The sequence below is a fragment of the Kitasatospora sp. NPDC056138 genome (assembly GCF_042264695.1).
GTDB lineage: Bacteria > Actinomycetota > Actinomycetes > Streptomycetales > Streptomycetaceae > Kitasatospora.
This window is the reverse complement of sequence record NZ_JBHJVK010000001.1, coordinates 1-23,469: the sequence shown is the minus strand read 5'-3', so window position 1 is coordinate 23,469 and position 23,469 is coordinate 1. Positions and strand designations below refer to the sequence as shown.

The following is a 23,469-nucleotide window of genomic DNA, read 5'->3' as shown; positions in this document are numbered from 1 at the left end:
CCACCTTGACCAGTGGCATGGCGTCAGAAGTGATTTGCCCCCAATATCCCCTTTATGCGCATCTCTCTCCTCGCAGCCCTCGGCGCGACCGCTGCCGCCCTGCTCGCCCCGCCCGCCGGCGCGGTCCCGGTCGCGGCCCGCCCGGCGCCGGGGAGCATCACCACCCTGCCACTGGTGCCGTCCCCGCCGGGGACGGACGCCCGGCGCGGGACACCGGCCGGACCGCGGTCGGCCGACCCGTCCGGAGCAGGCGAGACACGTGAGATCCAGGCCCGCCGCACCGGTTCCTTCGCGCTGGTCGGCGTCAGCTGGGACGACCCACGGGTCACTCTTGCGGGTAGCGTCGAGGTCAGGACCCGCAGCGCGGCGACCGGAGAGTGGAGCGGCTGGTACCGGCTCGCCGCCGACTCCGAGGACGGGCCCGACCCCGCCGAGCACTCCAGCCGGGGGGCCACCGCCCCGTTCTGGGTCGGACCGAGCGACGCCATCGCCGTCCGCGCCACCGCCGAGGACGGCCCGCTGCCGGCCGGACTGCGGGCCGAACTGGTCGACCCCGGAACCGACCCCGGCAGGGCCGCGGCCACGCGGCCGGGGGCTCCCGCACGCCGGGCGGCGCACGGTGCACCCCGCCCGGGTATCGTCACCCGCTCCGGCTGGGGCGCGGACGAGTCGCTGCGCCAGGCCGGGTTTGTGTACACGGGCAACGCCAGGACGGTCTTCGTCCACCACACCGACACCGCCAACGGGTACACCTGCGCGGACTCCCCGAAGCTGATCCGGGCGATGTACCAGTACCACGTGAAGACCAACGGCTGGCGCGACATCGGCTACAACTTCCTGGTCGACAAGTGCGGCACCGTCTACGAGGGCCGGGCGGGCGGGGTCGACCAGCCGGTCCTCGGCGCGCACACGCTCGGCTTCAACGCGAACAGCTCGGGGGTCGCCGCGATCGGCACCTACACCGACGCGTCCGTCCCGCAGGACCAGCTGGACGGCATCGCCAAGATCGCCGCCTGGAAGCTCGGCCTGACCGACGTCGACGCCAGGGGCACCACCAACCTGGTCTCCGCCTCCGACAGCAGCCGCTACCCCAAGGGCCAGTCCGTCGGCTTCAACACCATCTCCGGCCACCGGGACGCCTTCGTCACCGACTGCCCCGGCGACGAGCTCTACACCCGCCTCCCCGGCATCCGCTCCACCGCCGCCCACCTCCAGGGCAGGTGAGCCGCCGGGCGCGCCGTCCCGTGCCACCCCGGCCGCCTCCGGGCGGCCGTCGTGCTTCCCCGCCCGTACCGGCCGTCGGAGCCGCCCGGCCTCGCGCGTATCGTTCAGAACCCCGGACCACGAGCTCTCGCAGCCCGGGAGCGGCCGGAACGGGTCGACGACGGTCGGGCGAGAGGCGGTGGACAGGCATGCCGGGAACGGAACGGCGCTGGCAGCCGGGCTACCCGCTCGACCTGGCCCGCACCCTGCTCCCGTTGCGCCGGGGACCGGCCGACCCCGCGTACCGGAGCAGCGGCGACGGTGCGATCTGGCGGGCCTCCCGTACGCCTGCCGGGCCCGGCACCCTGCGGATCGCCGCCCGTGCGGGCGAAGTGACGGCACAGGCCTGGGGGCCGGGCGCCGACTGGCTGCTCGACCGGGTGCCCGCCCTGCTCGGCGCCGAGGACGAGCCGTCCGGGCTGGTGCTGCCGCCGGGGCCGCTGCGCGAGGCGCAGCGCCGTCACGCCGGGGTGCGGCTGGGCCGGACCGGCCTGGTGCTGGAGTCCCTGGTGCCCGCGATCCTGGAGCAGAAGGTCACCACCGACGAGGCGTACCGGGCCTGGCGCACGCTGCTGCGCGACTTCGGCACGCCCGCGCCGGGGCCTGTGGAGGGGATGCGGGTGGCGCCGTCGGCCGGCGAGTGGGCGCGGATCCCGAGCTGGGAGTGGCACCGCGCGGGGGTGGACCCCAAGCGCTCGGCGACGATCCTGCGGGCCGTCAGGCTGGCACCCCGGCTGGAGGAGGCGTCCGCCTTCGGCCACGCCGAGGCGCTCGCCCGGCTCACCGCCGTCCCCGGGATCGGCCTGTGGACGGCGGCCGAGACCCTGCAACGCAGCAACGGCGACCCCGATGCGGTCTCGGTCGGCGACTACCACCTCCCCAACCTGGTCGGTTGGGCCCTCGCCGGACGTCCGCGCAGCACCGACGAGCAGATGCTCGACCTCCTGGCCCCCTACGCGGGCCACCGCCACCGCCTGTGCCGCCTGCTCCTGCTCACCACTGCCCACGCCCCCCGCTACGGCCCTCGCCTGACGCCGAACGACCACCGCCGCCGCTGAAGGGCCCTTCTCCAGGGGCGCGGGGAACCGCGGGATGCGGAGGGCACCGGAGCGCGCCCGGCCCCGGCACCGTCGGTTGCACCGCCCACCCCACCAGGGCCCTCCCGCAGCCCCTGGGAGTTGCCTCCCCTCAGGCCCCGGGGGTTGCACCTCCAAGCCGTTCGAGCCCCGGCGGCGGCCCGCTCAGCGGACGGTGACGAACTCCTCCGCCGTACGGGCCGGCCGCGTCCTCGGGGCCTCGGCCGGGCGGCCGACGGCGACGGCGCCCATCGGGTCCCACCCGGCGGGGAGGTCGAGGACGGTGCGGACGGTGTCCCGGCAGAACATGGTGGACGAGACCCAGGCCGAGCCGTACCCCTCGCCGGCCAGGGCCACCAGCAGGTTCTGCACGGCGGCCCCGATCGCGACGGTGAACATCTCGCGTTCGGCGGCGGCCCGCCGCCCGTCCGGGTAGGCGTGCGAGCCGTCCATCACCAGGCAGGGGACGACCAGGTAGGGCGCGTCACGCAGCACGTTCCCCCGGGCGGTCCGGCGGGCGATCTTCTCCGCGTCCCAGCCGTCGAGTTCGCGCAGGTCGCGCTGCCAGGCGGCGAGCATCGCGTCCAGCAGCCGGGTCCTGACCCCGGGCGTCTCCAGCAGGACGAACCGCCAGGGCGTGGTGTGGTGCGGCGCGGGTGCGGTGACGGCGGCGGCCACCGCGCGGCGCACCGCGCCGGGGTCGACGGGCTCGGCGGTGAACGAACGGATGGTCCTGCGCAGCGTCACGGCCTCGCGGACGGCTTCGGAGGTGCCGAGCCGGAACATGTCGTCGGCGGCCGGGCGGATCAGCGGGCGGGTGCCGGCGCCGTCCTCGTCGGTGACCAGGTGGCCGAGGCCGCGGACGACCGCGACCGGAGTGCCGGTGGCCTTGCCCTTCACCAGGTCGGCGGCGGCGGCCAGTTCGTCGGCGGTCGCGGTGACGGTCATCGCCAGCTCGTTGCCGTGGCTGTCGGTGCGGCCCCGGTGGTCATCCAGGACGGGCAGTCCGGCGGCGCCGACGGCGACGTCGGTGAGTCCGTTGCGCCAGGGGCGGCCGAAGGTGTCGGTGATCAGCACGGCGACCCGGTGACCGGTCAGCTGCCGGATCCTGGCGCGCAGTCGGCGGGCCGAGGCGTCCGGGTCCACCGGCAGCAGCAGGACCGTGCCGGGCGCGGTGTTGGAGGCGTCCACCCCGGCGGCGGCCATCACCAGGCCGTTGCGGTTCTCCACGATCCGGACCGGACCGCGCCGGGCGACCACCCGGACGGTCTCCGCGTCGATCGCGGCCTCCCGGTCGGCGGCCTGGAGCATCCGGCCCTCGGCCTTGCTGACCACCTTGGAGGTGACCACCAGGATGTCGCCGTCCTCGAACCCGCCCGCCTTGGCGATCAGCTCGGCCAGGTCGGAACCGGCGTCGATCTCGGGCAGTCCGGTGACCGGCAGCAGCCGGATCACCTGCGGACCTGCTCGGCCAGTTCCAGCGCGGCGCGGGCCATCGAGGCCGTCGCTTCGACGTCGGTCATCAGCAACGGGACAGCCCGGCAGGTGATCCCGGCCGCCTCGACGGCGGGGACGGCGGCCTCGTCCGCGGTGTCCACCAGCCATCCGTCGAGCAGGCCCGCAGGCCGTCCGGCGTCGTGGGCCGAAGTGCCGGTGGCCGCACCCCTGTGCCCGTAGTGCCCGGCCACCGCCTCCGCGGTGGTCTCCACGCCGACGGCGGCGAGCACCTTGTCGGCCATCCCGCGCACCGGTGCCCCGCCGATGATCGGGGAGAGCCCGACCACCGGCGCGGCGGCCGAGGCGATGGCCTCCCGGATACCGGGGACGGCCAGGATGGTGCCGATGCTGACCACCGGGTTGGACGGCGGGAAGAGGATCACGTCCGCCGCGGCGATGGCTTCGAGCACACCGGGGGCGGGCTTGGCGGTGTCCGCGCCGACCGGCACGATCGCCTCGGCGTCGACGGCGGCGTGCAGCCTGACCCAGTACTCCTGGAAGTGGACCGCTCGGGTACCGGCCTCGTCGGTGATCTTCACATGGGTCTCGACCCGGTCGTCGCTCATCGGCAGCAGCCGGACGCCCGGCTGCCAGCGCACGCAGAGCGCCTCGGTGACCTGGCTCAGGGTGTATCCGGCGGTGAGCATCTGACTGCGCACCAGGTGGGTGGCGAAGTCCCGGTCGCCGAGGCCGAACCACTCGGGTCCGACGCCGTACTCCTTCATCTCCGCCTTGATGGACCAGGTCTCGTCGGTCCGGCCCCAGCCCTGTTCCTCGTGGATGCCACCGCCGAGGGTGTACATCACGGTGTCGAGGTCGGGGCAGACCTTCAGACCGTAGAGGTGGATGTCGTCGCCGGTGTTGCCGATGACGGTGATCTCGTCCCCGGGGGCGACGGCCGCCTTCAGCCCGCGCAGAAAGCGCGCCCCGCCGATCCCGCCTGCCAGTGCCACGATGCGCATGGCCCCATCCTGCCAGGACCTCTGACGCTCCACCGCATCCGCACGACCTCCCCGGGGGCGGGGAGGCGGCGGTTCGGCAGCCCCGGTTCCCTGCGGCCCGCCGCGCCCCGCCCCCGGGGGGGGCGGCCGGGGTCAGCGGATCTCGGGCTGCCGCTCCGGGGCCCGGGTGTCGGTGTACTGGTTCATCTCGACCAGTCCGGGGGAGTAGAGGTGGATGCTGACGGCGGGTTCGAGGGAGGTGTTGACGACCTCGTGCAGATAGCCGGAGGAGAAGACGCGCTGACCGCCGGGGCGGAGGGTGCGGACGCCCTCGCCGGCAGGGGCGCCCTCGGTCGCGGGCTGGGGGAGGGTGAGGGAGCGCTCGACCAGTTCGCCCTGGACGACCGTCATCACACCGGAGGACCGGCCGTGGTCGTGGAAGCCGCTGCCCTGACCCGGCAGCCAGCTGAGCAGCCAGACCTCGTACCCGGGCCCGGTCTCCAGCCGGGCGTACCAGCGGGTGAGCGCGTCGTACCTGACCAGCGGCGCCCAGCGGTCGCGGTCGGCGGCGAGCTCGCGGACGAGCCGCGCGTACCCGGCCACGGTGGTGGGGTGCCGGGGCAGGTCGGTGCGGGCGAGGTGGGGGAAGGCGAGCGGGTCGCCGGCGATGGAGACGTCGCTCAGGCCGTCGGCCCAGCTGGGGAGGGCGTGCCCGGACTGGTGGGAGGTGTCGGCGCGGCGTGGCGGGGCGACCCGGACCAGGTGGTGGCGGGCGGGCTTGCTGCGGTCGCGGTTGCGCTTGCGGATGCGCGGCATTCGCATGGGATTCCTTGGGCGGCTGGTCGTGGTCTGGGGATCAGCCGGATCCGCGGAGGAAGCAGGGGGACTGTCGTCGCGGGCGGCCTCGATGCTCGTGCTGGGCGGCGCGCGGTGGGACGCGGGCGCCTAGATACAGCAGGAACAGAGGCGACAACAGAGCGAGTTCGCGGCACGGCGGAGCGACGCCTGGCGGGCGCTCCGGGGGATGGCGAACTGCGACATGGGTGCAAGGAGACCGCAAGAGGGTCGACAGTGTCAACCCGAGTCATCCGACATATGGGACAGACTCGCAATGAACCACCAGATGGAGTGATAAATCACCCTCTATGTTTCGATGCGAAGATCGCCGGGAAGGCAGCCGAATGACCCGGCAACCAGGCGGTTGCGCGCCGCGTCCCCCCCTTGAGGGGATGGTCGGGTCCGCGGCACTCCGTGTTGACCGTGAGTCAGCGGACGGGTGGTTCCGGGCGATTGATGGCTATCGGAGCAGTAGGTTCCGAATGTCCGGATATGTACACTTGTCGTAGTGCCTTGGTTCCGGGGAGTGAATCCTGGGCCCAATACCAGAGCTCGGCTTGACTGGGCCAGAGTGACGCACATGTAATTTCACTCGTGTCGTTCCGCCGCTCCAGGCAACGGCAACACCACGGGGACGCCAAAAGGGGCAGAGGAGGCGCGCCAAATGAGCGAGCTCTTTGAGCTGTTGATCGGTGCGGGCATCGAAGAGGAAGAAGAAGAACTCGGCTGGCAGGAGCGGGCGTTGTGCGCCCAGACCGATCCGGAGTCGTTCTTTCCGGAGAAGGGTGGATCCACCCGCGAGGCCAAGAAGGTCTGCCTCGCCTGCGAAGTCCGTTCGGAATGCCTCGAATACGCGCTCGCAAATGACGAGCGTTTCGGAATCTGGGGTGGCCTCTCCGAGCGCGAGCGCCGTCGGCTGAAGAAGAGCGCGGTCTGAGCACACCGCCAGCGCAGCACTCCGGGCCGACCGCCACGGACACGACCTCCACCGCGACCACCGCTGTACCGGCCGGGTCCGTCACAGCAGTTCTGCCAGCGCCTCACCGGGACGGTGGGGCGCTTTCGCATTCCCCGAACACCGTCTGCACAGACTCCGGGAGCAATCCCGCCATCGGGAGCCGTTAGTGTGGTGGGCCACCCGGATGCCCGGCATCCGGCCCGCGCGCCGCCGCCCGGCCCGTACTCCACGGCCCATCAGGACGGCATCGCACACCACCCGCCGTCCACCGGCTGCGTCCACTGGCTGCGTCCACTGAGAACTTGGGGCCCGCGCACTCGATGACCGTCTACAGCCACCAGAGCGGTTTCTCCGCCGCCAGGCCGCCCGCGTACCCGCGCCATCTGGTCACCGCCGTGATCGTCTCGCACGACGGAGCCCGCTGGCTCCCGCAGGCGACGGCGGGTCTGCTCGGCCAGGACCGACAGGTCCAGCGCATCATCGCCGTCGACACCGGTTCGACCGACACCTCGCCGCAGCTGCTGCAGGACACCCTCGGCGACTGGCTGCCCGACAGCGGTCCGCTGATCCTCGGCCGGCGCGCCGGATTCGGCACCGCCGTGGGACAGGCCGTCGCGAGCGCGCCCCCACTACGGCCCGAGGACCTGTCCTACAGCCTCGACCCGTCCGGCTACGACCCGGTCACCGGCGACTGGGACGACTTCGGCGACCCGCTCGGCGCCCAGGACGACCTGGGCCGGGGCGGCCCCCGCGAAACTCGCCCGATCGAGTGGCTCTGGCTGCTGCACGACGACTGCGAGCCGCAGACCGACGCCCTGCGCCGCCTGCTCCAGGTCGCCGACTCCACCCCCAGCGCCGCCGTGATCGGACCCAAGCTGCGCAGCTGGTACGACCGCAGGCAGCTGCTGGAGATCGGCGTCAGCATCGCCCGCTCAGGCCGGCGCTGGACCGGCCTCGACCGCCGCGAGCAGGACCAGGGCCAGCACGACCAGGTCCGCCCGGTGCTCGCCGTCTCCACCGCCGGCATGCTGGTCCGGCGCGACGTCTTCGAGGAGCTCGGCGGCTTCGACAAGGCCCTGCCGCTGATGCGCGACGACACCGACTTCTGCTGGCGGGTCAACGCCGCCGGCCACCGCGTGGTCATCGCCCCCGACGCGGTCCTGCGGCACGCCGAGGCCGCCAGCCGCGAGCGACGCGCCATCGACTGCGGACCGGCCCACCCGCACCGCGTCGACAAGGCCGGCGCCGTCTACACCCTGCTCGCCAACTCCAAGGGCGTGCTGCTCCCGTACGTCCTGCTCCGGCTGGTGATCGGCACCCTGCTGCGGGTGATCGCCAACCTGGTCGGCAAGGACCCGCGCCAGGCCTTCGACGAACTCGCCGGCCTCGGCCACGAACTCGTCCGGCTACCGCGGGTGCTGGTCGCCCGCAAACAGCGCAAACGGACCAGGAGCGCGGACCCGCTCGACGACCGCACGCTCTTCCCGGCCCCCGGTGCCACCGCCCGGCTCGCCGTCGAACAGGCCATCAGCTCCCTCGGCATCGGCACCACCGACGGCTCCGGCGCGGGCCGCCACGGCTCCGTCGAGTCGGGACCCGGCGACGACGACAACGACGACCTGGTGGTCGAGCAGTTCGCGCTGATCAAGAAGCTGGCCAGGCGCCCCGCGCCGCTGCTCTTCACCGCCCTGCTGCTCTTCGCCCTGGTCGCCTGCCGCAGCCTGCTCGGCAGCACCGGCAACCTGCTCGGCGGCGCTCTGCTGCCCGCGGCCGACGGCGCGTCGGGCCTGTGGAACATGTACGCCGACTCCTGGCACCCCATCGGGACCGGCTCCACCGCCACCGCACCGCCGTACCTCGCCGTGCTCGCGGTGCTCTCCTGGCTGCTGTTCGACCACGCCGACCTGGCGGTCACCCTGCTCGTGGTGCTCTCCGTCCCGCTCGCCGCGGTCAGCGCCTACCTGGTCTCCCGGCCGCTGATCGGCTCCAAGCTGGTCCGCGCCTGGGCCAGCGCCAGCTACGCCCTGCTGCCCGCCGCCACCGGCGCACTCGCCCAGGGCCGGATCGGCACCGCCGTCCTCGCCGTCGTGCTCCCGCCGCTGGCCCGCGCCGCCGCCGTCACCGCCGGACTCGGCATCCGTACCGAGACCGCCGCCCGCGGAGGCCGCCCCGGCTGGCGCAGCACCTGGACGACGGTGCTGATGCTCACCATCGCCACCGCGTTCGTGCCGCTCACCTGGGCCATCGCCGTCCCGCTCAGCCTCGCCGCGCTGCTGTTCGCGGTGGTGCGCGGCGGCGCCTTCGGCTCCGGCCTGAGTGCGGTGCGGCTGCTCGGACTGCGCGTCCTGGTGATCCTCGGGGTGCCCGTGCTGGTGCTCGCCCCCTGGTCCATCCAGGTGCTCACGCACCCGTCCCGACTGCTGCTGGAGGCCGGACTGCCCGGCTTCAGCGGCCGCGCAGCCACCCCGCTGGGCCTGATCCTGGTCAACCCGGGCGGCAACGGCGTCCCGCCGGTCTGGCTCTCCGCCGGTGTGGTGCTCGCCGCGCTCGCCGCCCTGCTGCGCGCCGACCGCCGCCGCGCGGTGCTCGCCGCCTGGGGCGCGGCCGCCGCCGGGCTGCTGTTCAGCGTGGCCGTGGCCGGGGCCACCGTCACCCCCGCGTCCGGCGGACCCGCCACCGCCGCCTGGGCCGGACCCGCCACCCTGCTCACCGGTGTCGCCCTGCTCGCCGCCGCCGCGATCGGTGCGGACGGCGCCAACGCCCGCGTCTCCGGCATCGCCTTCGGCTGGCGCCAGCCGGTCGCCGCGCTGGTGCTGGCCACCGCCGTGCTCGCGCCGCTGGGCACCGCCCTCTGGTGGTCCGTGGTCGGCGCCGACTGGCCGCTGCGCCGCGGCGACGCCACCCAGGTCCCCGCGTTCGTCGCGGAGGAGGCCTCCACCAGCGACCGTTCCCGCACCCTGCTCCTCGACGGTGACCGCCGCGGGGTCGACGTCCGCTACAGCCTGGTCCGGGGCTCCGGACTGAGCCTCGGCCAGGCCGAGTCCACCGTGAACAGCGGCGACGCCGACCAGGACAGCCTGACCAAGCTGGTCGGCAGCCTGCTCGCGGGCTCCGGCGGCGAACAGGCCAAGGCCCTGGCGGGGTACGGCATCGGGTACGTCGAGACCAGGGACCCGCTGACCGAGAAGGCCAAGGACGTCCTGGACACCACCCAGGGCCTGACCAGGCTCAGCGAGGAGGACGGCACCGCGCTCTGGCAGGTCAGCGGCGCGGTGGCCACCCGGGCGGTGATCACCAGCCCCAAGGGCGCGCCGGTCTCCGTGCCGGCCGGTGAGCACGACATCTACACCGACATCCCGGCCGGCCCGGCCGGCCGGGTGCTGCGCCTGGCCGAGACCGCCGACCCCAACTGGCAGGCCACCCTCGACGGCACCGCCCTCGAACGCGTCACCGTGGACGGCTGGGCCCAGGGCTTCAAGCTCCCGGCCACCGGCGGCCGCCTGGACGTCACCCGCGACAGCAGCCTGCTGCACAGCGGCTGGATCTGGGTCCAGCTGCTGCTCGGCACCACCGTGCTGGTGCTCGCCCTGCCCGGACGCCGCAACCACAACGACGACGACCTGCCCGACGAGGTGGTCGCCGCCCAGGCGATGTCCGCTGCCCAGGCACCCCCACCGGCCCCCGGCAGCCGTCGTGCCCGCCGCCTCGCCGAGCGCGGCGAGGGCGAGGGCGACGAGCCGGAGACCGGCGTGTACGCGGCGTCGATCCCCGCCCAGTCCTCCGGCGAGCCGACGCCCGCCGCACCCGCCGCGGACCAGGGCCAGTACACCCGGGAGCAGTTCCAGCAGGAGCAGTTCCAGGACCAGTACCAGCAGGCCGACCCGTACGGCCAGGCCGATCCCTACAGCTGGGACCAGTACGACCAGCCCGTGGAGCAGCAGTACGGGCAGCAGCCCTACCCCGACCAGCCCGCCGCCCAGCCGCAGTACGGGCAGCAGCAGCCGTACCAGGACCAGTACGGCGGCCAGTACGGCTACGAGCCCTACCAGGGCTACCCGGAGGCCGAGCAGCCGCAGCAGGCCTGGGCACCTGGACAGCAGCAGCCCGAGACCTACTACGACCCCAACGACCCCTACGGCACCGGTGGTCACCCGCACCACAACGGAACGGGGAGCTGACCCGAGCTCATGAAGAAGCCCAGCCTCAAGGCCCCCGGCCTGAAGAAGCCGTCCTTCGGCAAGCCCGGCAAGTCCGGCGAGCCCGGGGAGAGCACCGCAGAACCGGTGGCGGCGAAGCCCGCCGCGAGCCGGCCGTCATCCGGCGTCGGTCCGCGCACCGGCATCTCGCTGCTCGCGGCGGCGGCCATACTCGCCGCTGCCTTCGGGATCGCCGAGCTGCGCCCGCCGGCCGCCCCGGCCGGCACCGTCAACGCGGGCGGCACGACCCCCGAGCAGGTCGAGCGGACCTCGCTGGTCTGCCCGGCACCGTTCCAGGGCGTCACCGGCAACACGGACCTGACCCTGTTCACCCCGGCGGGCGGCTCGGCGAGCGGCGGCAGCGCCACGCTGACGGACATCGGCAGCCAGTCGGCCGCTCCGTCGGACCAGGCCTCCACCCCGGCCGCGCCCTCGGGCTCCCCCTCGGCGGGCCCGTCCGCCCCGGCCGGGTCCGGGGGTGCCAGGCTCTCGCTGAGCAAGGTCGGTGTCCCGGCGACCGGCAGTGCGGCCTCCGGTGACAGCCCGCCCGGCGCCATCGCGGTGGCCGGCGGCGCCTACGCGCCGGGTTTCACCGTGAGTCAGACCACCACCGTCACCGACTCCCGCACGGTCGGCCTGTCCGGCGTCGACTGCGCCCCGGCGGGCACGGACTTCTGGTTCGCCGGCGCCAGCACCGTCGCCTCCCGGACCGACTACGTCAACCTGGTCAACGCCGACACCACCGCCCCGGCCGTGGTGGACCTCAAGTTCTACGGCGACAAGGGCCAGATCGAGGTGGACGCCGCGACCGGCCTCACCGTCGCCCCCGGCAGCACGCAGTCGCTGCGGCTCTCCTCGCTGGTCAAGGACCCGGTCACCGACCTCGCGTTGGAGGTCGTCGCCCGCAGCGGCCGGGTGGGCGCCGCCCTGCACGCCATCGATGAGGGCAAGGGCGCCGACTACATCCCCGCGTCCACCGCCCCCGCACCCACCCAGGTGCTGCCCGGCCTGCCCGCCGACACCGCCTCGGCCCACCTGGTGGTCGCCGCGCCCGGCGACGACGACGCCGACCTGAAGATCCAGGTCTCCGGCAAGAACGGCTGGTTCACCCCGGCCGGGCACGAGACCGTCCACGTGAAGGCCGGGATGATCGCCGCCGTCGACCTGCAGCAGGTCACCCGCGGCGAGGTCGGCGCGCTGCGGCTGAGCCCGAGCGACCCGGCGCACCCGACGCCGGTGGTGGCCGGACTGCGGGTCGACCGCACCCAGAACGGCAAGTCCGACGCCGCCTGGATCAGCGGCAGCGCCCCCGTCGGCAAGCGGGCGAGCATCGCCGACAACCGGGCCGGCGCGTCGACCCTCTACCTCACCTCGACGGGTGACGCGGCCACCGTCCGGGTGACCTCCTCGGCGGGCAGCGGCGGAGGCACGCCGGTGAGCAAGGAGATTCAGGTCCCGGCCGGTGCGACGGTCGGTCTCGCGGTGCCCGAACCCGGCGGCCTGAACGGCGTCTTCGGCCTCACCGTGGAGACCGTCTCGGGCGGTCCGGTGGTGGCCGCCCGGATGCTCGCGGTGAACACCAAGGACGTCCCGATGTTCACCATCCAGGCGCTCACCGACGACCACAGCACCGTCCAGGTCCCGCACGCGGTCCAGGACCCGGCCATCCTGAACCGCCCCTGAACGACCCCTGAACGCCCCTCCAGGGGCACGCCGGAAGCGTCCTGGGAACGGCCCGGAGCCGACCGGAGCGCCGCGCGGGGAACCTGCCACGAAGCAACCGGGTTCCCCGCGCGCTCTTCCGTGCCCGCAGCTCGCCCTGCTCCGGACGAAACCGGTTCAGTCCTCGTCGTAGCGGGGGTCGATCGCGTCGGGGGAGAGCCCGAGGAGGTCGGCCACCTGCTCGATGAGGACCTCGTGCACCAGCGCGGCCCGCTCGTCCCGCCCCTTGGCGCGGATCTCCACCGGCCGGCGGTAGACCACGATCCGGCTCTTGTGCCCCTGCTTCGCCGGGATCAGCCGGCCGAGCGGCACGGTGTCCGGCTCCGGCGCGCCCGGCTCCGGCAGCGGCACCTCTTGGACGGCGAACTCCACGTCCACGAGCTGCGGCCAGCGCCGCTCCAGCCGCTCCACCGACTCGCGCACGTAGTCGTCGAACAGCTCGGAACGGGTCAGCGAGATCGGCACCTGAGGCGGTGCCAGCGGCCCGCGCAGGCCGCGGCCGTGTCGGTCGCGGTGCCCTGAGCGCCGTGACGGACCTGTCGGCTCTGCCGATGAACGGTGTGCGGAGCTGTCCATATCAGTACCGAGCGTAGTCCTCCCGCGCCCGGAAGTGGACCACCCCGACGGCCCCGCGTCGGCGACACACGACACTCGGCAGGGGGAGGGTCTTCGCGACCCGGTCGAGAGTGCTGTACCGTCCACCCTCGTGAGCTCTGTACGTCGTTGTTCGCGGACCGCGTGCGGCCGACCGGCCGTCGCGACGCTGACGTACGTCTACGCGGACTCCACCGCCGTCCTCGGGCCGCTCGCCACCTACGCCGAGCCGCACTGCTACGACCTGTGCGCCGAGCACGCCGAGCGCCTCACCGCCCCGCGCGGCTGGGAGGTGGTCCGCCTCGCTCCCGACGCCGGGCCGCTGCGCCGCACCAGCGACGACCTCGAAGCGCTCGCCAACGCCGTCCGCGAGGCCGCCAGGCCGCAGGAGCGCACGCCCCGTCAGGGCCGCAGCCCCGAAGGCGATCCGACCGAGGTCGGCCGCCGGGGGCACCTCAGGGTGCTCCGTTCACCGGACAACTGACGGGCTACCGCCTCCGGTCCCGCGGAGTTCACCTGGACCGCGCCACAGCCCGGTACGCTGCGCTACGTCCTAGTTCCCAACAATCTGGTGGAGCGGTTGTGCGTGACCTGACGCAGCTGGTGAAGGCGTACGACGTCCGGGGCGTGGTGCCGGATCAGTGGGACGAGTCCCTGTCACGGGCGTTCGGTGCGGCCTTCGTACGGGTGACGGGCGCTTCGGCCGTGGTGGTCGGTCACGACATGCGGCCCTCCTCGCCGTCGCTGTCGCGGGCCTTCGCCGAGGGCGCGGCCTCCTACGGGGCGGACGTGGTCGAGATCGGCCTGTGCTCGACGGACCAGCTGTACTACGCGTCGGGATCGATGGACCTGCCCGGCGCGATGTTCACCGCCTCGCACAACCCGGCCCAGTACAACGGGATCAAGATGTGCCGGGCGGGCGCCGCCCCGGTGGGGCAGGACACCGGCCTGTCCGAGATCCGCGAGCTGGTGGAGTCCTGGACCGGCGCCGACGGTGCCGTCGCCATCCCGCCGGCCGAGGTGGAGCCGGGTCGGCTGTCCGCCGTGGACACCCTGCGCGGCTACGCCGACCACCTGCTGTCGCTGGTCGACCTGACCGCGATCCGGCCGCTCAAGGTGGTCGTGGACGCGGGCAACGGCATGGGCGGACACACCGTGCCGACCGTGTTCGACGGGCTGCCGCTCGACCTGGTCCCGCTCTACTTCGAGCTGGACGGCACCTTCCCCAACCACGAGGCGAACCCGCTCGACCCGAAGAACCTGGTCGACCTCCAGGCCAAGGTGACCGAGGTCGGCGCCGACCTGGGCCTGGCCTTCGACGGCGACGCCGACCGCTGCTTCGTGGTCGACGAGCGCGGCGAGCCGGTCTCCCCGTCCGCGATCACCGCGCTGGTCGCCGCCCGGGAGATCGCCCGCGCCAGGGCGGCGGGCGAGGAGCAGCCGACGATCATCCACAACCTGATCACCTCCTGGACCGTGCCCGAGGTCGTCCGCGCCCTCGGCGGCAAGCCGGTCCGCACCCGGGTCGGCCACTCCTTCATCAAGCAGGAGATGGCCGCCACCGACGCGGTCTTCGGCGGCGAACACTCGGCGCACTACTACTTCCGCGACTTCTGGCGGGCCGACACCGGCATGCTCGCCGCCCTGCACGTGCTGGCCGCGCTCGGCGGGCAGGACGGGGCCCTGTCGGGGCTGACGGCCGAGTATGACCGCTACGCGGCCTCCGGAGAGATCAACTCCACCGTCGCCGACCAGGCGGACCGCGCCTCGGCCGTCCGGGCCGCCTACGCGGACCTGGAGGGCGTGAGCGTGGACGAGCTCGACGGGCTGACCATCGCCGGTGCCGACTGGTGGTTCAACCTGCGGGCCTCCAACACCGAGCCGCTGCTGCGCCTGAACGTCGAGGCCAAGGACCCGGCGAAGATGGCCGAGGTCCGCGACGCCGTCCTCGCCATCGTGCGCGGCTGAGCCCGCCCGGGAACCCGGTGAGCGCGGGGCTATGACCTCGCGGGTGCCCCGGCCGGTAGGGTTGCCACCGGCCGGGGCACACCGCTGTTCCGACCCCGCGCGACCGGGTTCCGGAGAACCGCCATGACCGGGTTCCCAGGAAAACCGCCACGAACCGCCCTGAACCGCCAAGATTTGCCGAGATCCGCCGAGATCCGCCGAGAACCGTGGAGCAGAACGTCCATGAGCCTGCCGTCCTTCCTGCTGGAGATCCTGGTCTGCCCCGAGTGCCACTCCGCCCTCGCCGAGTCCGGCCAGGACGACGAGCACGAGCTCCGCTGCACCGGTGAGACCTGCGGCCTGATCTACCCGGTCCGCGAGGGCATCCCGGTGCTGCTGGTGGACGAGGCCCGCCGCCCCTCCTGACACCCCGTCCGATGTGAGGCCCACTGGGAGGCCAGCCGCATGTTCGACGACACCCTGCTCGACGATCCGGCCGCCCTCCAGCGCGCCGACCGCGACCACGCCCTGCTCGCCCTGGCCGGGACCGGCGCCCGGGTCCGTACCGCGCTGCGACTGGCCGATGCGGCCGGTCTCGCCGGACTGCGTCCCGACGGTCGCCCGCGCACCGTCCTGGTGGCCGGTCACGGCAGCACCCTGGCGGCGGGCGCGGTGGTGGCCGCGCTGGCCGTCACCGGCTGCCAGGTCCTCCCGCTGGCGCCCGGCGACGCGGCTCCGATCGAGCGCGGTGAGTTCGGTCCGGCGGCCTTCACCAGTGGCATGGTCTGGCAACTGCCGGGCTGGGCAGGTCCGTTCGACCTGGTGGTGATCGGCTCCGCGCAGGGCGGCGAGCAGGGTCTGATCAGCCTCGCCGAGCAGGTGTACGCGCGCGGCTGTGCCGTGGTGGTGATCGCCCCGGAGGGAAGCCTGCTCGCCGAGGCCGCGCTCCAGGTGCGCGGCCTGCCACTGCCCTACGTCCCGTCGGCCTCGCCGGGTCTGCCCGAGGACGAGCCGCGTGCGGCCGGGGACGAGCCCGATCTCCCCGCCGAGGACCCGGGGGCGCTCTGGGCGCTGCTGGCGCCGCTGCTCGCGCTGACGGAGAAGGTCGGGGTCACCCAGTTGCCCCCGGGTTCGCTGGAGGCCGCCGCCGACCGGCTGGACGAGGTCGCCGTGCGCTGCCGGCCGGACGCCGCCGGTTACCTCAACCCGGCCAAGGAGCTGGCCGGCCGGATCGCCGGCACCGTCCCGCTGCTCTGGGCCGAGGGCGCGGTGGCAGGCGCGGCGGCCGAGCGCTTCGCCGCGATGCTGGCCGAACGGGCGGGCCGTCCGGCGCTCACCGGGCTGCTGCCCGGCGCGATCACGGCCCACCGGGGCATGTTCGTCGGCCAGCTGGCCCCGGCCGCAGCAGATCCGGACGACTTCTTCCGGGACCGGGTCGAGGAGCCCGACCCGCTCCAGCTCCAGGTGCTGCTGCTCCGCACCCCGGGGGAGAACGGCGGGGAGAACACCTGGGGGAACAACGGGGGAAACAACGGGGGGAACGGCGGCGAGAGGGGCCGGGAGGGCGAGCCTGGAGCGGGCGTGCGGCCGGGCGGCCACAGCGTCCTGCGGGCCCACCGGCTCGCCGAGGCGCACGAGGTACGGCTCACCGAGTGCACCAGCGGCCGTCCTGACCCGCTCCAGGCGCTGGCCGAGCTGATCGGTCTGACCGACTTCGCCGCCGTCTACCTGGGCCTGGCTTCCTCCTCGGGCTGAGGACCGGGCCCTGCCACCGGGCCGGGCAGTGGTCGGGTCATCGGCCCGACCGGTGGCCAGGTCAGCAAGCGGTCAGCGGTCGGGGCACCGGACCCGTGGCTCCGGGAGCGTCCTCATCGCGGTCGCCGCCGCCCCCCGATGCGGCCCCGGGATACTGTGTGCGGTCATCAGACCGAGCGAGGGCCGGGGCAACGGCCCGGTCGGAGGGAGACCGGAACCGGGTATGAGTACCGAAGGCGGTACCAAGGCACTGGTCGCGGCGCTGTCCGCGAACCTGGCGATCGCGGCGGGCAAGTTCACCGCCTTCGCCTTCACGGGATCCTCGTCGATGCTCGCCGAGGGCGTCCACTCGGTGGCCGACTCCGGCAACCAGGTGCTGCTGCTGGTCGGCGGCAAGCGGGCCGCCCGTGCGGCGGACCAGGAGCACCCCTTCGGGTACGGCCGCGAGCGGTACATCTACGGCTTCCTGGTCGCGATCGTGCTGTTCACCGTCGGTGGCCTGTTCGCCTGCTTCGAGGGCTACGAGAAGATCAGGGAGCCGCACGAGCTGGAGGGCTGGCCCTGGGCCGTCGGGGTGCTGGTCTTCGCCATCCTGATGGAGGGCTGGTCCTTCCGTACGGCCTACCGGGAGGCCTCCGCGATCAGGGGGGCGCAGAGCTGGCCCCAGTACATCCGCCGGGCCAAGGCTCCCGAGCTGCCCGTCGTGCTGCTGGAGGACACCGGCGCGCTCATCGGCCTGGTACTCGCGCTGTTCGGCGTCGGTCTGACCGTCCTCACCGGCAACGGGATCTGGGACGGTATCGGCACCCTGAGCATCGGCGTCCTGCTGGTGGTGATCGCGGTCGTGCTGGCCCTGGAGACCAAGTCGCTGCTGATCGGCGAGTCCGCCGACAAGACGGTGGTCCGGCAGATCCGTGACGCGCTGGTCGACCACGACTCCGTCACCGGGGTGATCCACATGCGCACCCTGCACCTGGGCCCGGAGGAACTGCTGGTCGCCGCCAAGATCGGGGTCAACGCGGAGGACAGCGCGGCCCAGGTCGCCCAGGCGATCGACGCCGCCGAGGCACGGGTCCGCCGGGCCGTGCCGATCGCCCGCGCGATCTACCTGGAGCCGGACATCTACAGCGAGGAGAAGGCCGCCGCCGGGCCCGACCCGGAGGCCACTCCCGGCGGCCCGGGACCGGACCACCACGCCGACGGTGCGACGGACGGCCACTGACCGAATCCGCCCGTACCGATCCCGCCCGTGCGCGCCGTCGGTGTAGATTCGTCACCAGAGCCAAACGTCGCTGCTGATGGCGGTCGATTCGGTGACACGGTCGTCGTACCGTGCGTACCGGTCGAGGGAGAGAGGTCCTCCGACGGATTGTGCCGCAGCAGGGCGCCGAGCCGTCGGGCACTCTGCCGCCGAGCACACCCCGAAACCAGAGACCTACGCGCAACCCCACGCAGCGAGGAGCTGACGCATGTCGTCGAACACCACCGGTGACTTCAAGGTCGCCGACCTGTCCCTCGCGTCCTTCGGGCGCAAGGAGATCCAGCTGGCCGAGCACGAGATGCCCGGCCTGATGTCCATCCGCAGGGAGTACGCCGCCGCGCAGCCGCTGGCGGGTGCGCGGATCACCGGCTCGCTGCACATGACGGTGCAGACGGCGGTGCTGATCGAGACCCTCACCGCGCTGGGTGCCGAGGTCCGCTGGTGCTCGTGCAACATCTTCTCCACCCAGGACCACGCCGCCGCCGCGATCGCGGTCGGCCCGGAGGGTACCCCCGAGGACCCGCAGGGTGTGCCGGTGTTCGCCTGGAAGGGCGAGACGCTGGAGGAGTACTGGTGGTGCACCGAGCAGGCGCTGACCTGGCCGAATGGCCAGACGCCGAACATGATCCTGGACGACGGCGGTGACGCCACCCTGCTGATCCACAAGGGTGTCGAGTTCGAGAAGGCGGGCGAGGCTCCGGACCCGTCGACGGCGGACAACGACGAGTTCCGGATCATCCTGGAGCTGCTCAACCGCACCCTGACCGAGTCGCCGTCCAAGTGGACCGAGGTCGCGGCGACGATCAAGGGTGTGACGGAGGAGACCACGACCGGTGTCCACCGGCTGTACGAGATGCACCGGGACGGCAAGCTGCTGTTCCCGGCCATCAACGTGAACGACTCGGTGACCAAGTCGAAGTTCGACAACAAGTACGGCTGCCGGCACTCGCTGATCGACGGCATCAACCGGGCGACCGATGTGCTGATCGGTGGCAAGGTCGCGGTGGTGTGCGGTTACGGTGACGTGGGCAAGGGCTGCGCGGAGTCGCTGCGGGGTCAGGGCGCGCGGGTGATCGTGACGGAGATCGACCCGATCTGCGCGCTGCAGGCGGCGATGGACGGCTACCAGGTGACCACCCTGGAGGAGGTCGTCGAGACGGCGGACATCTTCATCACCACCACGGGCAACAAGGACATCATCCTGGCGTCGCACATGGCGCGGATGAAGCACCAGGCGATCGTGGGCAACATCGGCCACTTCGACAACGAGATCGACATGGCCGGTCTGGCGCAGCTGCCGGGTGTGGTGAAGACCGAGGTCAAGCCGCAGGTCCACGAGTGGCGCAAGGAGGACGGCCGGACGGTCATCGTGCTGTCCGAGGGCCGTCTGCTGAACCTGGGCAACGCGACGGGCCACCCGTCGTTCGTGATGTCCAACTCCTTCGCGAACCAGACGATCGCGCAGATCGAGCTGTTCACGAAGACCTCGCAGTACCCGGTCGGGGTCTACGTGCTGCCCAAGCACCTGGACGAGAAGGTGGCCCGCCTCCACCTGGACGCGCTGGGCGTCAAGCTCACCACGCTGACCGAGGACCAGGCCGACTACATCGGAGTCCCGGTCGAGGGCCCGTACAAGGCCGAGCAGTACCGCTACTGATCCAGTAGCGATCCGGCCTCGGCCGGAGGACCTCCCGTACGGCCGGTGCACCCCCGTGGTGCACCGGCCGTACGGCTCTGCGCGGGTGCCCTCGCCCGGCCCACGTAGGCTTCGGTCCATGCCCAACGGCCGTTACTCGCTGCACGACACACACGACCACGTCCTGCTGGGCGAGGAACGCTTCAGCTGCGCCCCCGGGCCGGCCGGCTGGCGCTACGTGTCCAAGACGTACGGTCCCGACGGCGCCGTCATCGCCACCACCGACCTCACTCTCGACTCCCGCAGCCGCCCGCTCCGGCTCGAACTGCGCTCCGGGGGCTGGCAGGTGCGGGGCGGAGCGGTGGACGGCGTGGCCTGGGTGCGGGCGGACGCCGCCGACCCGGCGGGCGAGCAGGCACTGGAGGGCCACGACCGGGCGCACGCCTTCACCGGCAGCTCCCCGGCCTTCCTGGTCGCCACGGCCCGGCTGCTCCGCCTGGAACCCGGCGCGAGCGCGCGGGTGCGGCTGGTGTCCTTCAGCGAACCCGTGCTCGCCCCGCGGACCCTGGACCAGGGCTGGCTGCTGGAGTCCGTCGAGACCCACCAGACCGACAGCGGGCCGCTGGTGGTGGAGCAGTACCAGGTCGCCGACCTGGAGACCGGCGAGCAGCAGATCGTCCACCTCGCCGGGGACGTCGTCCTCTCGGCGGCCGGGATCGAGCTGGAGGAGCTGGAGTCCCCGCCGAACTCCTGGCCCACCGACCACTTCGGCTGAGCGGGCGCAGGCCCGGAGCACGCGGGGAGTTCTCAGGCCGGCGGTGCGAACCCGCCTGCTGTCTGCGGGGGTTGGGGCTGCTGCGTCGGCTGCGTTGGCGGTGCGGGTGCGGGTGCAGGCGTCTGGGCTTGGGGGAGGTGCTGCTGCGGCTCCGGCTGGGGCGGCTGGTACGGCTGAGCTGATTGGTACGGCTGGTGTGCCGGGTACGGCCCCTGGGGGTGCGGCTGCTGCGCCGCGATCCCGTGGGCGCCGGCCGCGCGTGCCCACTCACGGCGCTGCCGCTCCGCCAGTACCGCTCCGAGGTACGCGGCCGGATGGACTCCGTACGGTGCCGCGTGTCCGGTGCGCGAGACCAGGTCCCCGACCAGCCGCTGCGCCATGCCCAGCGCCACCGCGGGATCGAGCTGGTCCAGCCGCGCGAGGTACTGCCGGACGGCCAGCCACAGACCGTCCGGTACCGCCGAGAGGTCCAGCGCGACCAGTTCGCCGCCCAGCGCCTGCATCAGCTGCGGCGGCAGCGCGGGCAGCGCCTCGCGTCCCCGGCCGGCGCCCGGCACCCGCTCACGGACGACCAGGCTGCCCGAGAAGATGTCGCCGAGCCGCCGTCCCTGCGAGTCGACCAGCGAGGTGATCACCGCTGGGATGCCCGAGAAGAAGATGATCTCGAAGAACCCCACCAGCCCGCGCACCAGCGAGTGCCGGAACCGCACCGGGCCGCCGTCGCTGCGCACCACGCGCAGACCGAGGGCGAGCTTGCCCAACGACCGCCCGCGCGACAGTGTCTCGATCAGAATGGGCAGCGCCACCAGGAAGAAGACCACCAGCCCGAGCGAGATCGCCGCCCCCGCCGCCGAGTCGAGGTCGGGGGTCAGGGTGCCCACGGTGATCAGGGTGACGAAGAGCGCGACCACCTCCACGAGCAGGTCCAGTGCGATCGCCAGTGCCCGGCTCGGCAGCTTCGCCGCCCGCAGCCCGAGGATGACCGCCTCGCCCGTCACAAGGTTGCTCACAACACCCCGCCCGTTCCCTCTTCGACTCTGATCCGCGCGGATCCGCGGGTCTGCCGCGTACCCGTGCCCCGCACGCACCCGGCCGTCCGGCGCCCCCACGATCTCCAGCCGCAAACATACGGTGGTGCGCAGGCCCCCGGAAGACCGGACCCGCACCGGGCGGGTATCCGATGCGTACGGTCGTGTGCCCTCTGGCAAGCTAGCCCCCGCAGGCCGGCTGCCCGTGCCGCTGTCCCTGTTCCGCGTTCCTGCTCCGCGTTCCTGTACCGCCTGTCTTTCCGCCCGTCGCGCACCCCGCTCTCCACCTCCCACCCCGCACCCTGGAGTGAGCCGCATGGACCTGGACGTCTTCGTCGCCTCCCACCAGGCGGAGTGGCACCGTCTCGAGGTCCTGAGCAAGCAGCGCAGACTCAGCGGAGAGGAAGCCGACGAACTCGTCACCCTCTACCAGCGGGCCACCAGCCACCTCGCCCAGGTCCAGGCCGCCGCACCCGACCCGACACTGGAAGGCCGGCTCACCACCCTGGTCGCCAGGGGCCGCAGCGCGGTGACCGGCAGCCGCAATCCGTCCTGGCGCGACGCCGCCCGCTACTTCGCGGTGAGCTTCCCGGCGGCCCTCTACCGGTCGCGGCGCTGGTGGGTCCCGGTCGCGGTGATCTCCCTGCTGGCCTCGGCCCTCATAGGCTGGTGGGTCGCCGTGCACCCCGAGGTCCGCGACAGCCTCGCCGCCCCCGACCAGATCCGTGCCATGACCAGGCCCGGCGGCCAGTACGAGACCTACTACTCGGACCGCCCCGCCACCTCCTTCGCCTTCCAGGTCTGGACGAACAACGCCTGGATCGCCGCCACCTGCCTGGTCTTCGGAGTCGTGCTGGGCATCCCGGTGCTGTGGGTGCTCTTCGGCAACGTCATGAACCTCGGGGTGGCCCTCGGCCTGATGGCCTCAGCCGGCCGCCTGGACTTCTTCCTCGGTCTGCTGCTCCCGCACGGCCTGCTGGAACTGACCGCAGTCTTCGTGGCCGCCGGAATGGGCCTCCGTCTCGGCTGGACCGTCATCGATCCGGGCCCCCGCCCCCGGTCCACCGCCCTCGCGGAGGAGGGCCGCGCCACCGTCGGGATGGCCCTCGGGCTGGCAGCCGTCCTGTTTGCCAGCGGCATCCTGGAAGCTTTCGTGACACCGTCCGGCTTGCCCACCTGGGCCCGGATCGGCATCGGAGTCGTGGCCGAGGTGCTCTTCCTCCTCTACGCGCTGGTACTCGGCCGCCGCAGCGCAGCGCGCGGCGAGCTCGGCGATGTCGAGGAGTCCGACCGGACGGATCTGAATCCGGTGGCGGCCTGACCGCTGATGTGCTGGTCACCCGTCTGACCTGCTAGTCTCGTGATCATCCCGCCGAGCCATTGACGTGGTCTTGACGGGCTAGTAGGTTTGAACGGTTGAGACGGGCTGGACAAAGGCCCGCATCAAGCGCTAGTGTCTACGACACAGCCAAGTCGAGGCAGTGCACCGTCCACGGACGGAGCGCCCGGCCAGGCGAAAACCTCCGAGACTTTGCAGTCCGAAACCTTTGATAGGCTTCACCGCGAAGTTGAAGGAAATCCCCCCAGTGGGAATTCAGAGAATAGAAACTCCGGAAAACGGAGCGGAAAACATCTGATAAGCTGGAAACACGAAAGAACGAAGCGCCCGGAGGGCCCGCTGGAAGGCGGCCTGAAGGAAGCGTCCGTTCCTTGAGAACTCAACAGCGTGCCAAAAGTCAACGCCAGATATGTTGACATCCCCGGCGAGGCCGTCATGGTCTTGTTGGAGATTCCTTTTGAAGTAAAAACACAGCGAGGACGCAGTGCGCGGGGCCGCCCTATTCCGGTGGTTGCCGTGCCGCTCAACGCGAGTGTGCACCCGATTACGGGTAATCATTCACGGAGAGTTTGATCCTGGCTCAGGACGAACGCTGGCGGCGTGCTTAACACATGCAAGTCGAACGGTGAAGCCCTTCGGGGTGG

18 protein-coding genes and 1 rRNA gene are annotated in these 23,469 nt (G+C 72.6%); 14 read left to right on the top strand and 5 right to left on the bottom strand.

Features of this window, described 5'->3' with window-relative positions:
• Positions 1-54 precede the first annotated feature (54 nt).
• A complete protein-coding gene (locus tag ACFC1R_RS00095; RefSeq protein ID WP_375930198.1) occupies positions 55-1,224 on the top strand; it encodes an N-acetylmuramoyl-L-alanine amidase in 1,170 nt (389 codons plus the stop codon).
• A gap of 188 nt (positions 1,225-1,412) precedes the next feature.
• Entirely contained in the window at positions 1,413-2,321 is a 909-nt protein-coding gene (locus tag ACFC1R_RS00090; RefSeq protein WP_375930195.1) for a DNA-3-methyladenine glycosylase family protein, read from the top strand.
• Positions 2,322-2,504: 183 nt separating this feature from the next.
• Here ACFC1R_RS00090 and ACFC1R_RS00085 read toward each other — a convergent pair whose 3' ends face one another.
• From ACFC1R_RS00085 to ACFC1R_RS00075, 3 genes are all read right to left on the bottom strand, one after another.
• Positions 2,505-3,794 (bottom strand): coenzyme F420-0:L-glutamate ligase, encoded by a 1,290-nt coding sequence (locus tag ACFC1R_RS00085; protein WP_375930192.1) that lies wholly within the window; start codon positions 3,792-3,794, stop codon positions 2,505-2,507.
• Positions 3,791-4,798, bottom strand: a complete 1,008-nt coding sequence (cofD, locus tag ACFC1R_RS00080; protein WP_375930189.1) for a 2-phospho-L-lactate transferase — start codon at positions 4,796-4,798, stop codon at positions 3,791-3,793. Before cofD ends, ACFC1R_RS00085 begins: the two co-directional genes overlap by 4 nt.
• A gap of 132 nt (positions 4,799-4,930) precedes the next feature.
• The gene (locus ACFC1R_RS00075; protein WP_375930186.1) at positions 4,931-5,599 is read right to left on the bottom strand and encodes a cysteine dioxygenase family protein; all 669 of its coding nucleotides are present in this window, start codon (positions 5,597-5,599) and stop codon (positions 4,931-4,933) included.
• Between the two features lie 679 nt (positions 5,600-6,278).
• Between ACFC1R_RS00075 and ACFC1R_RS00070 the strand changes: the two genes are divergently transcribed.
• The 3 genes from ACFC1R_RS00070 to ACFC1R_RS00060 all read left to right on the top strand — a co-directional run bounded on the left by ACFC1R_RS00070 (position 6,279) and on the right by ACFC1R_RS00060 (position 12,451).
• Complete coding sequence (locus ACFC1R_RS00070) at positions 6,279-6,551, top strand: WhiB family transcriptional regulator (RefSeq protein WP_045305688.1); 273 nt, start codon at positions 6,279-6,281, stop codon at positions 6,549-6,551.
• 323 nt (positions 6,552-6,874) lie between these two features.
• Positions 6,875-10,750, top strand: a complete 3,876-nt coding sequence (locus ACFC1R_RS00065; protein WP_375930182.1) for a glycosyltransferase — start codon at positions 6,875-6,877, stop codon at positions 10,748-10,750.
• 9 nt (positions 10,751-10,759) lie between these two features.
• Entirely contained in the window at positions 10,760-12,451 is a 1,692-nt protein-coding gene (locus ACFC1R_RS00060; RefSeq protein ID WP_375930179.1) for a DUF5719 family protein, read from the top strand.
• Positions 12,452-12,607: 156 nt separating this feature from the next.
• Here the strand turns inward: ACFC1R_RS00060 and ACFC1R_RS00055 are convergent, their stop codons facing one another.
• Positions 12,608-13,066, bottom strand: coding sequence for a metallopeptidase family protein (locus tag ACFC1R_RS00055; protein WP_375930176.1), 459 nt, complete (start codon positions 13,064-13,066; stop codon positions 12,608-12,610).
• 34 nt (positions 13,067-13,100) lie between these two features.
• Here ACFC1R_RS00055 and ACFC1R_RS00050 point away from each other — a divergent pair, with 34 nt between their 5' ends.
• The 7 genes from ACFC1R_RS00050 (at position 13,101) to ACFC1R_RS00020 (ending at position 20,458) form a co-directional block, all read left to right on the top strand.
• A complete protein-coding gene (locus ACFC1R_RS00050; protein WP_375930173.1) occupies positions 13,101-13,568 on the top strand; it encodes a DUF3499 domain-containing protein in 468 nt (155 codons plus the stop codon).
• A gap of 98 nt (positions 13,569-13,666) precedes the next feature.
• Positions 13,667-15,052: a phosphomannomutase/phosphoglucomutase gene (locus ACFC1R_RS00045; RefSeq protein ID WP_375930171.1), complete on the top strand. Its 1,386-nt coding sequence runs from the start codon at positions 13,667-13,669 to the stop codon at positions 15,050-15,052.
• A 222-nt stretch (positions 15,053-15,274) separates the two neighbouring features.
• Entirely contained in the window at positions 15,275-15,457 is a 183-nt protein-coding gene (locus ACFC1R_RS00040; protein WP_045305692.1) for a Trm112 family protein, read from the top strand.
• A 39-nt stretch (positions 15,458-15,496) separates the two neighbouring features.
• On the top strand, positions 15,497-16,786 hold the full coding sequence (locus tag ACFC1R_RS00035; RefSeq protein WP_375930169.1) for an SIS domain-containing protein: 1,290 nt from the start codon (positions 15,497-15,499) through the stop codon (positions 16,784-16,786).
• 223 nt (positions 16,787-17,009) lie between these two features.
• Entirely contained in the window at positions 17,010-18,008 is a 999-nt protein-coding gene (locus ACFC1R_RS00030; RefSeq protein ID WP_375930167.1) for a cation diffusion facilitator family transporter, read from the top strand.
• Positions 18,009-18,255: 247 nt separating this feature from the next.
• Positions 18,256-19,704, top strand: coding sequence for an adenosylhomocysteinase (ahcY, locus tag ACFC1R_RS00025; protein WP_375930165.1), 1,449 nt, complete (start codon positions 18,256-18,258; stop codon positions 19,702-19,704).
• A gap of 118 nt (positions 19,705-19,822) precedes the next feature.
• Complete coding sequence (locus ACFC1R_RS00020) at positions 19,823-20,458, top strand: hypothetical protein (RefSeq protein WP_375930163.1); 636 nt, start codon at positions 19,823-19,825, stop codon at positions 20,456-20,458.
• 32 nt (positions 20,459-20,490) lie between these two features.
• Here the strand turns inward: ACFC1R_RS00020 and ACFC1R_RS00015 are convergent, their stop codons facing one another.
• Positions 20,491-21,468, bottom strand: coding sequence for an RDD family protein (locus ACFC1R_RS00015; protein ID WP_375930161.1), 978 nt, complete (start codon positions 21,466-21,468; stop codon positions 20,491-20,493).
• A 334-nt stretch (positions 21,469-21,802) separates the two neighbouring features.
• Between ACFC1R_RS00015 and ACFC1R_RS00010 the strand changes: the two genes are divergently transcribed.
• Positions 21,803-22,807, top strand: coding sequence for a stage II sporulation protein M (locus ACFC1R_RS00010; protein ID WP_375930159.1), 1,005 nt, complete (start codon positions 21,803-21,805; stop codon positions 22,805-22,807).
• Positions 22,808-23,382: 575 nt separating this feature from the next.
• Positions 23,383-23,469: ribosomal RNA gene (locus ACFC1R_RS00005) — 16S ribosomal RNA — on the top strand; the annotation flags it as partial.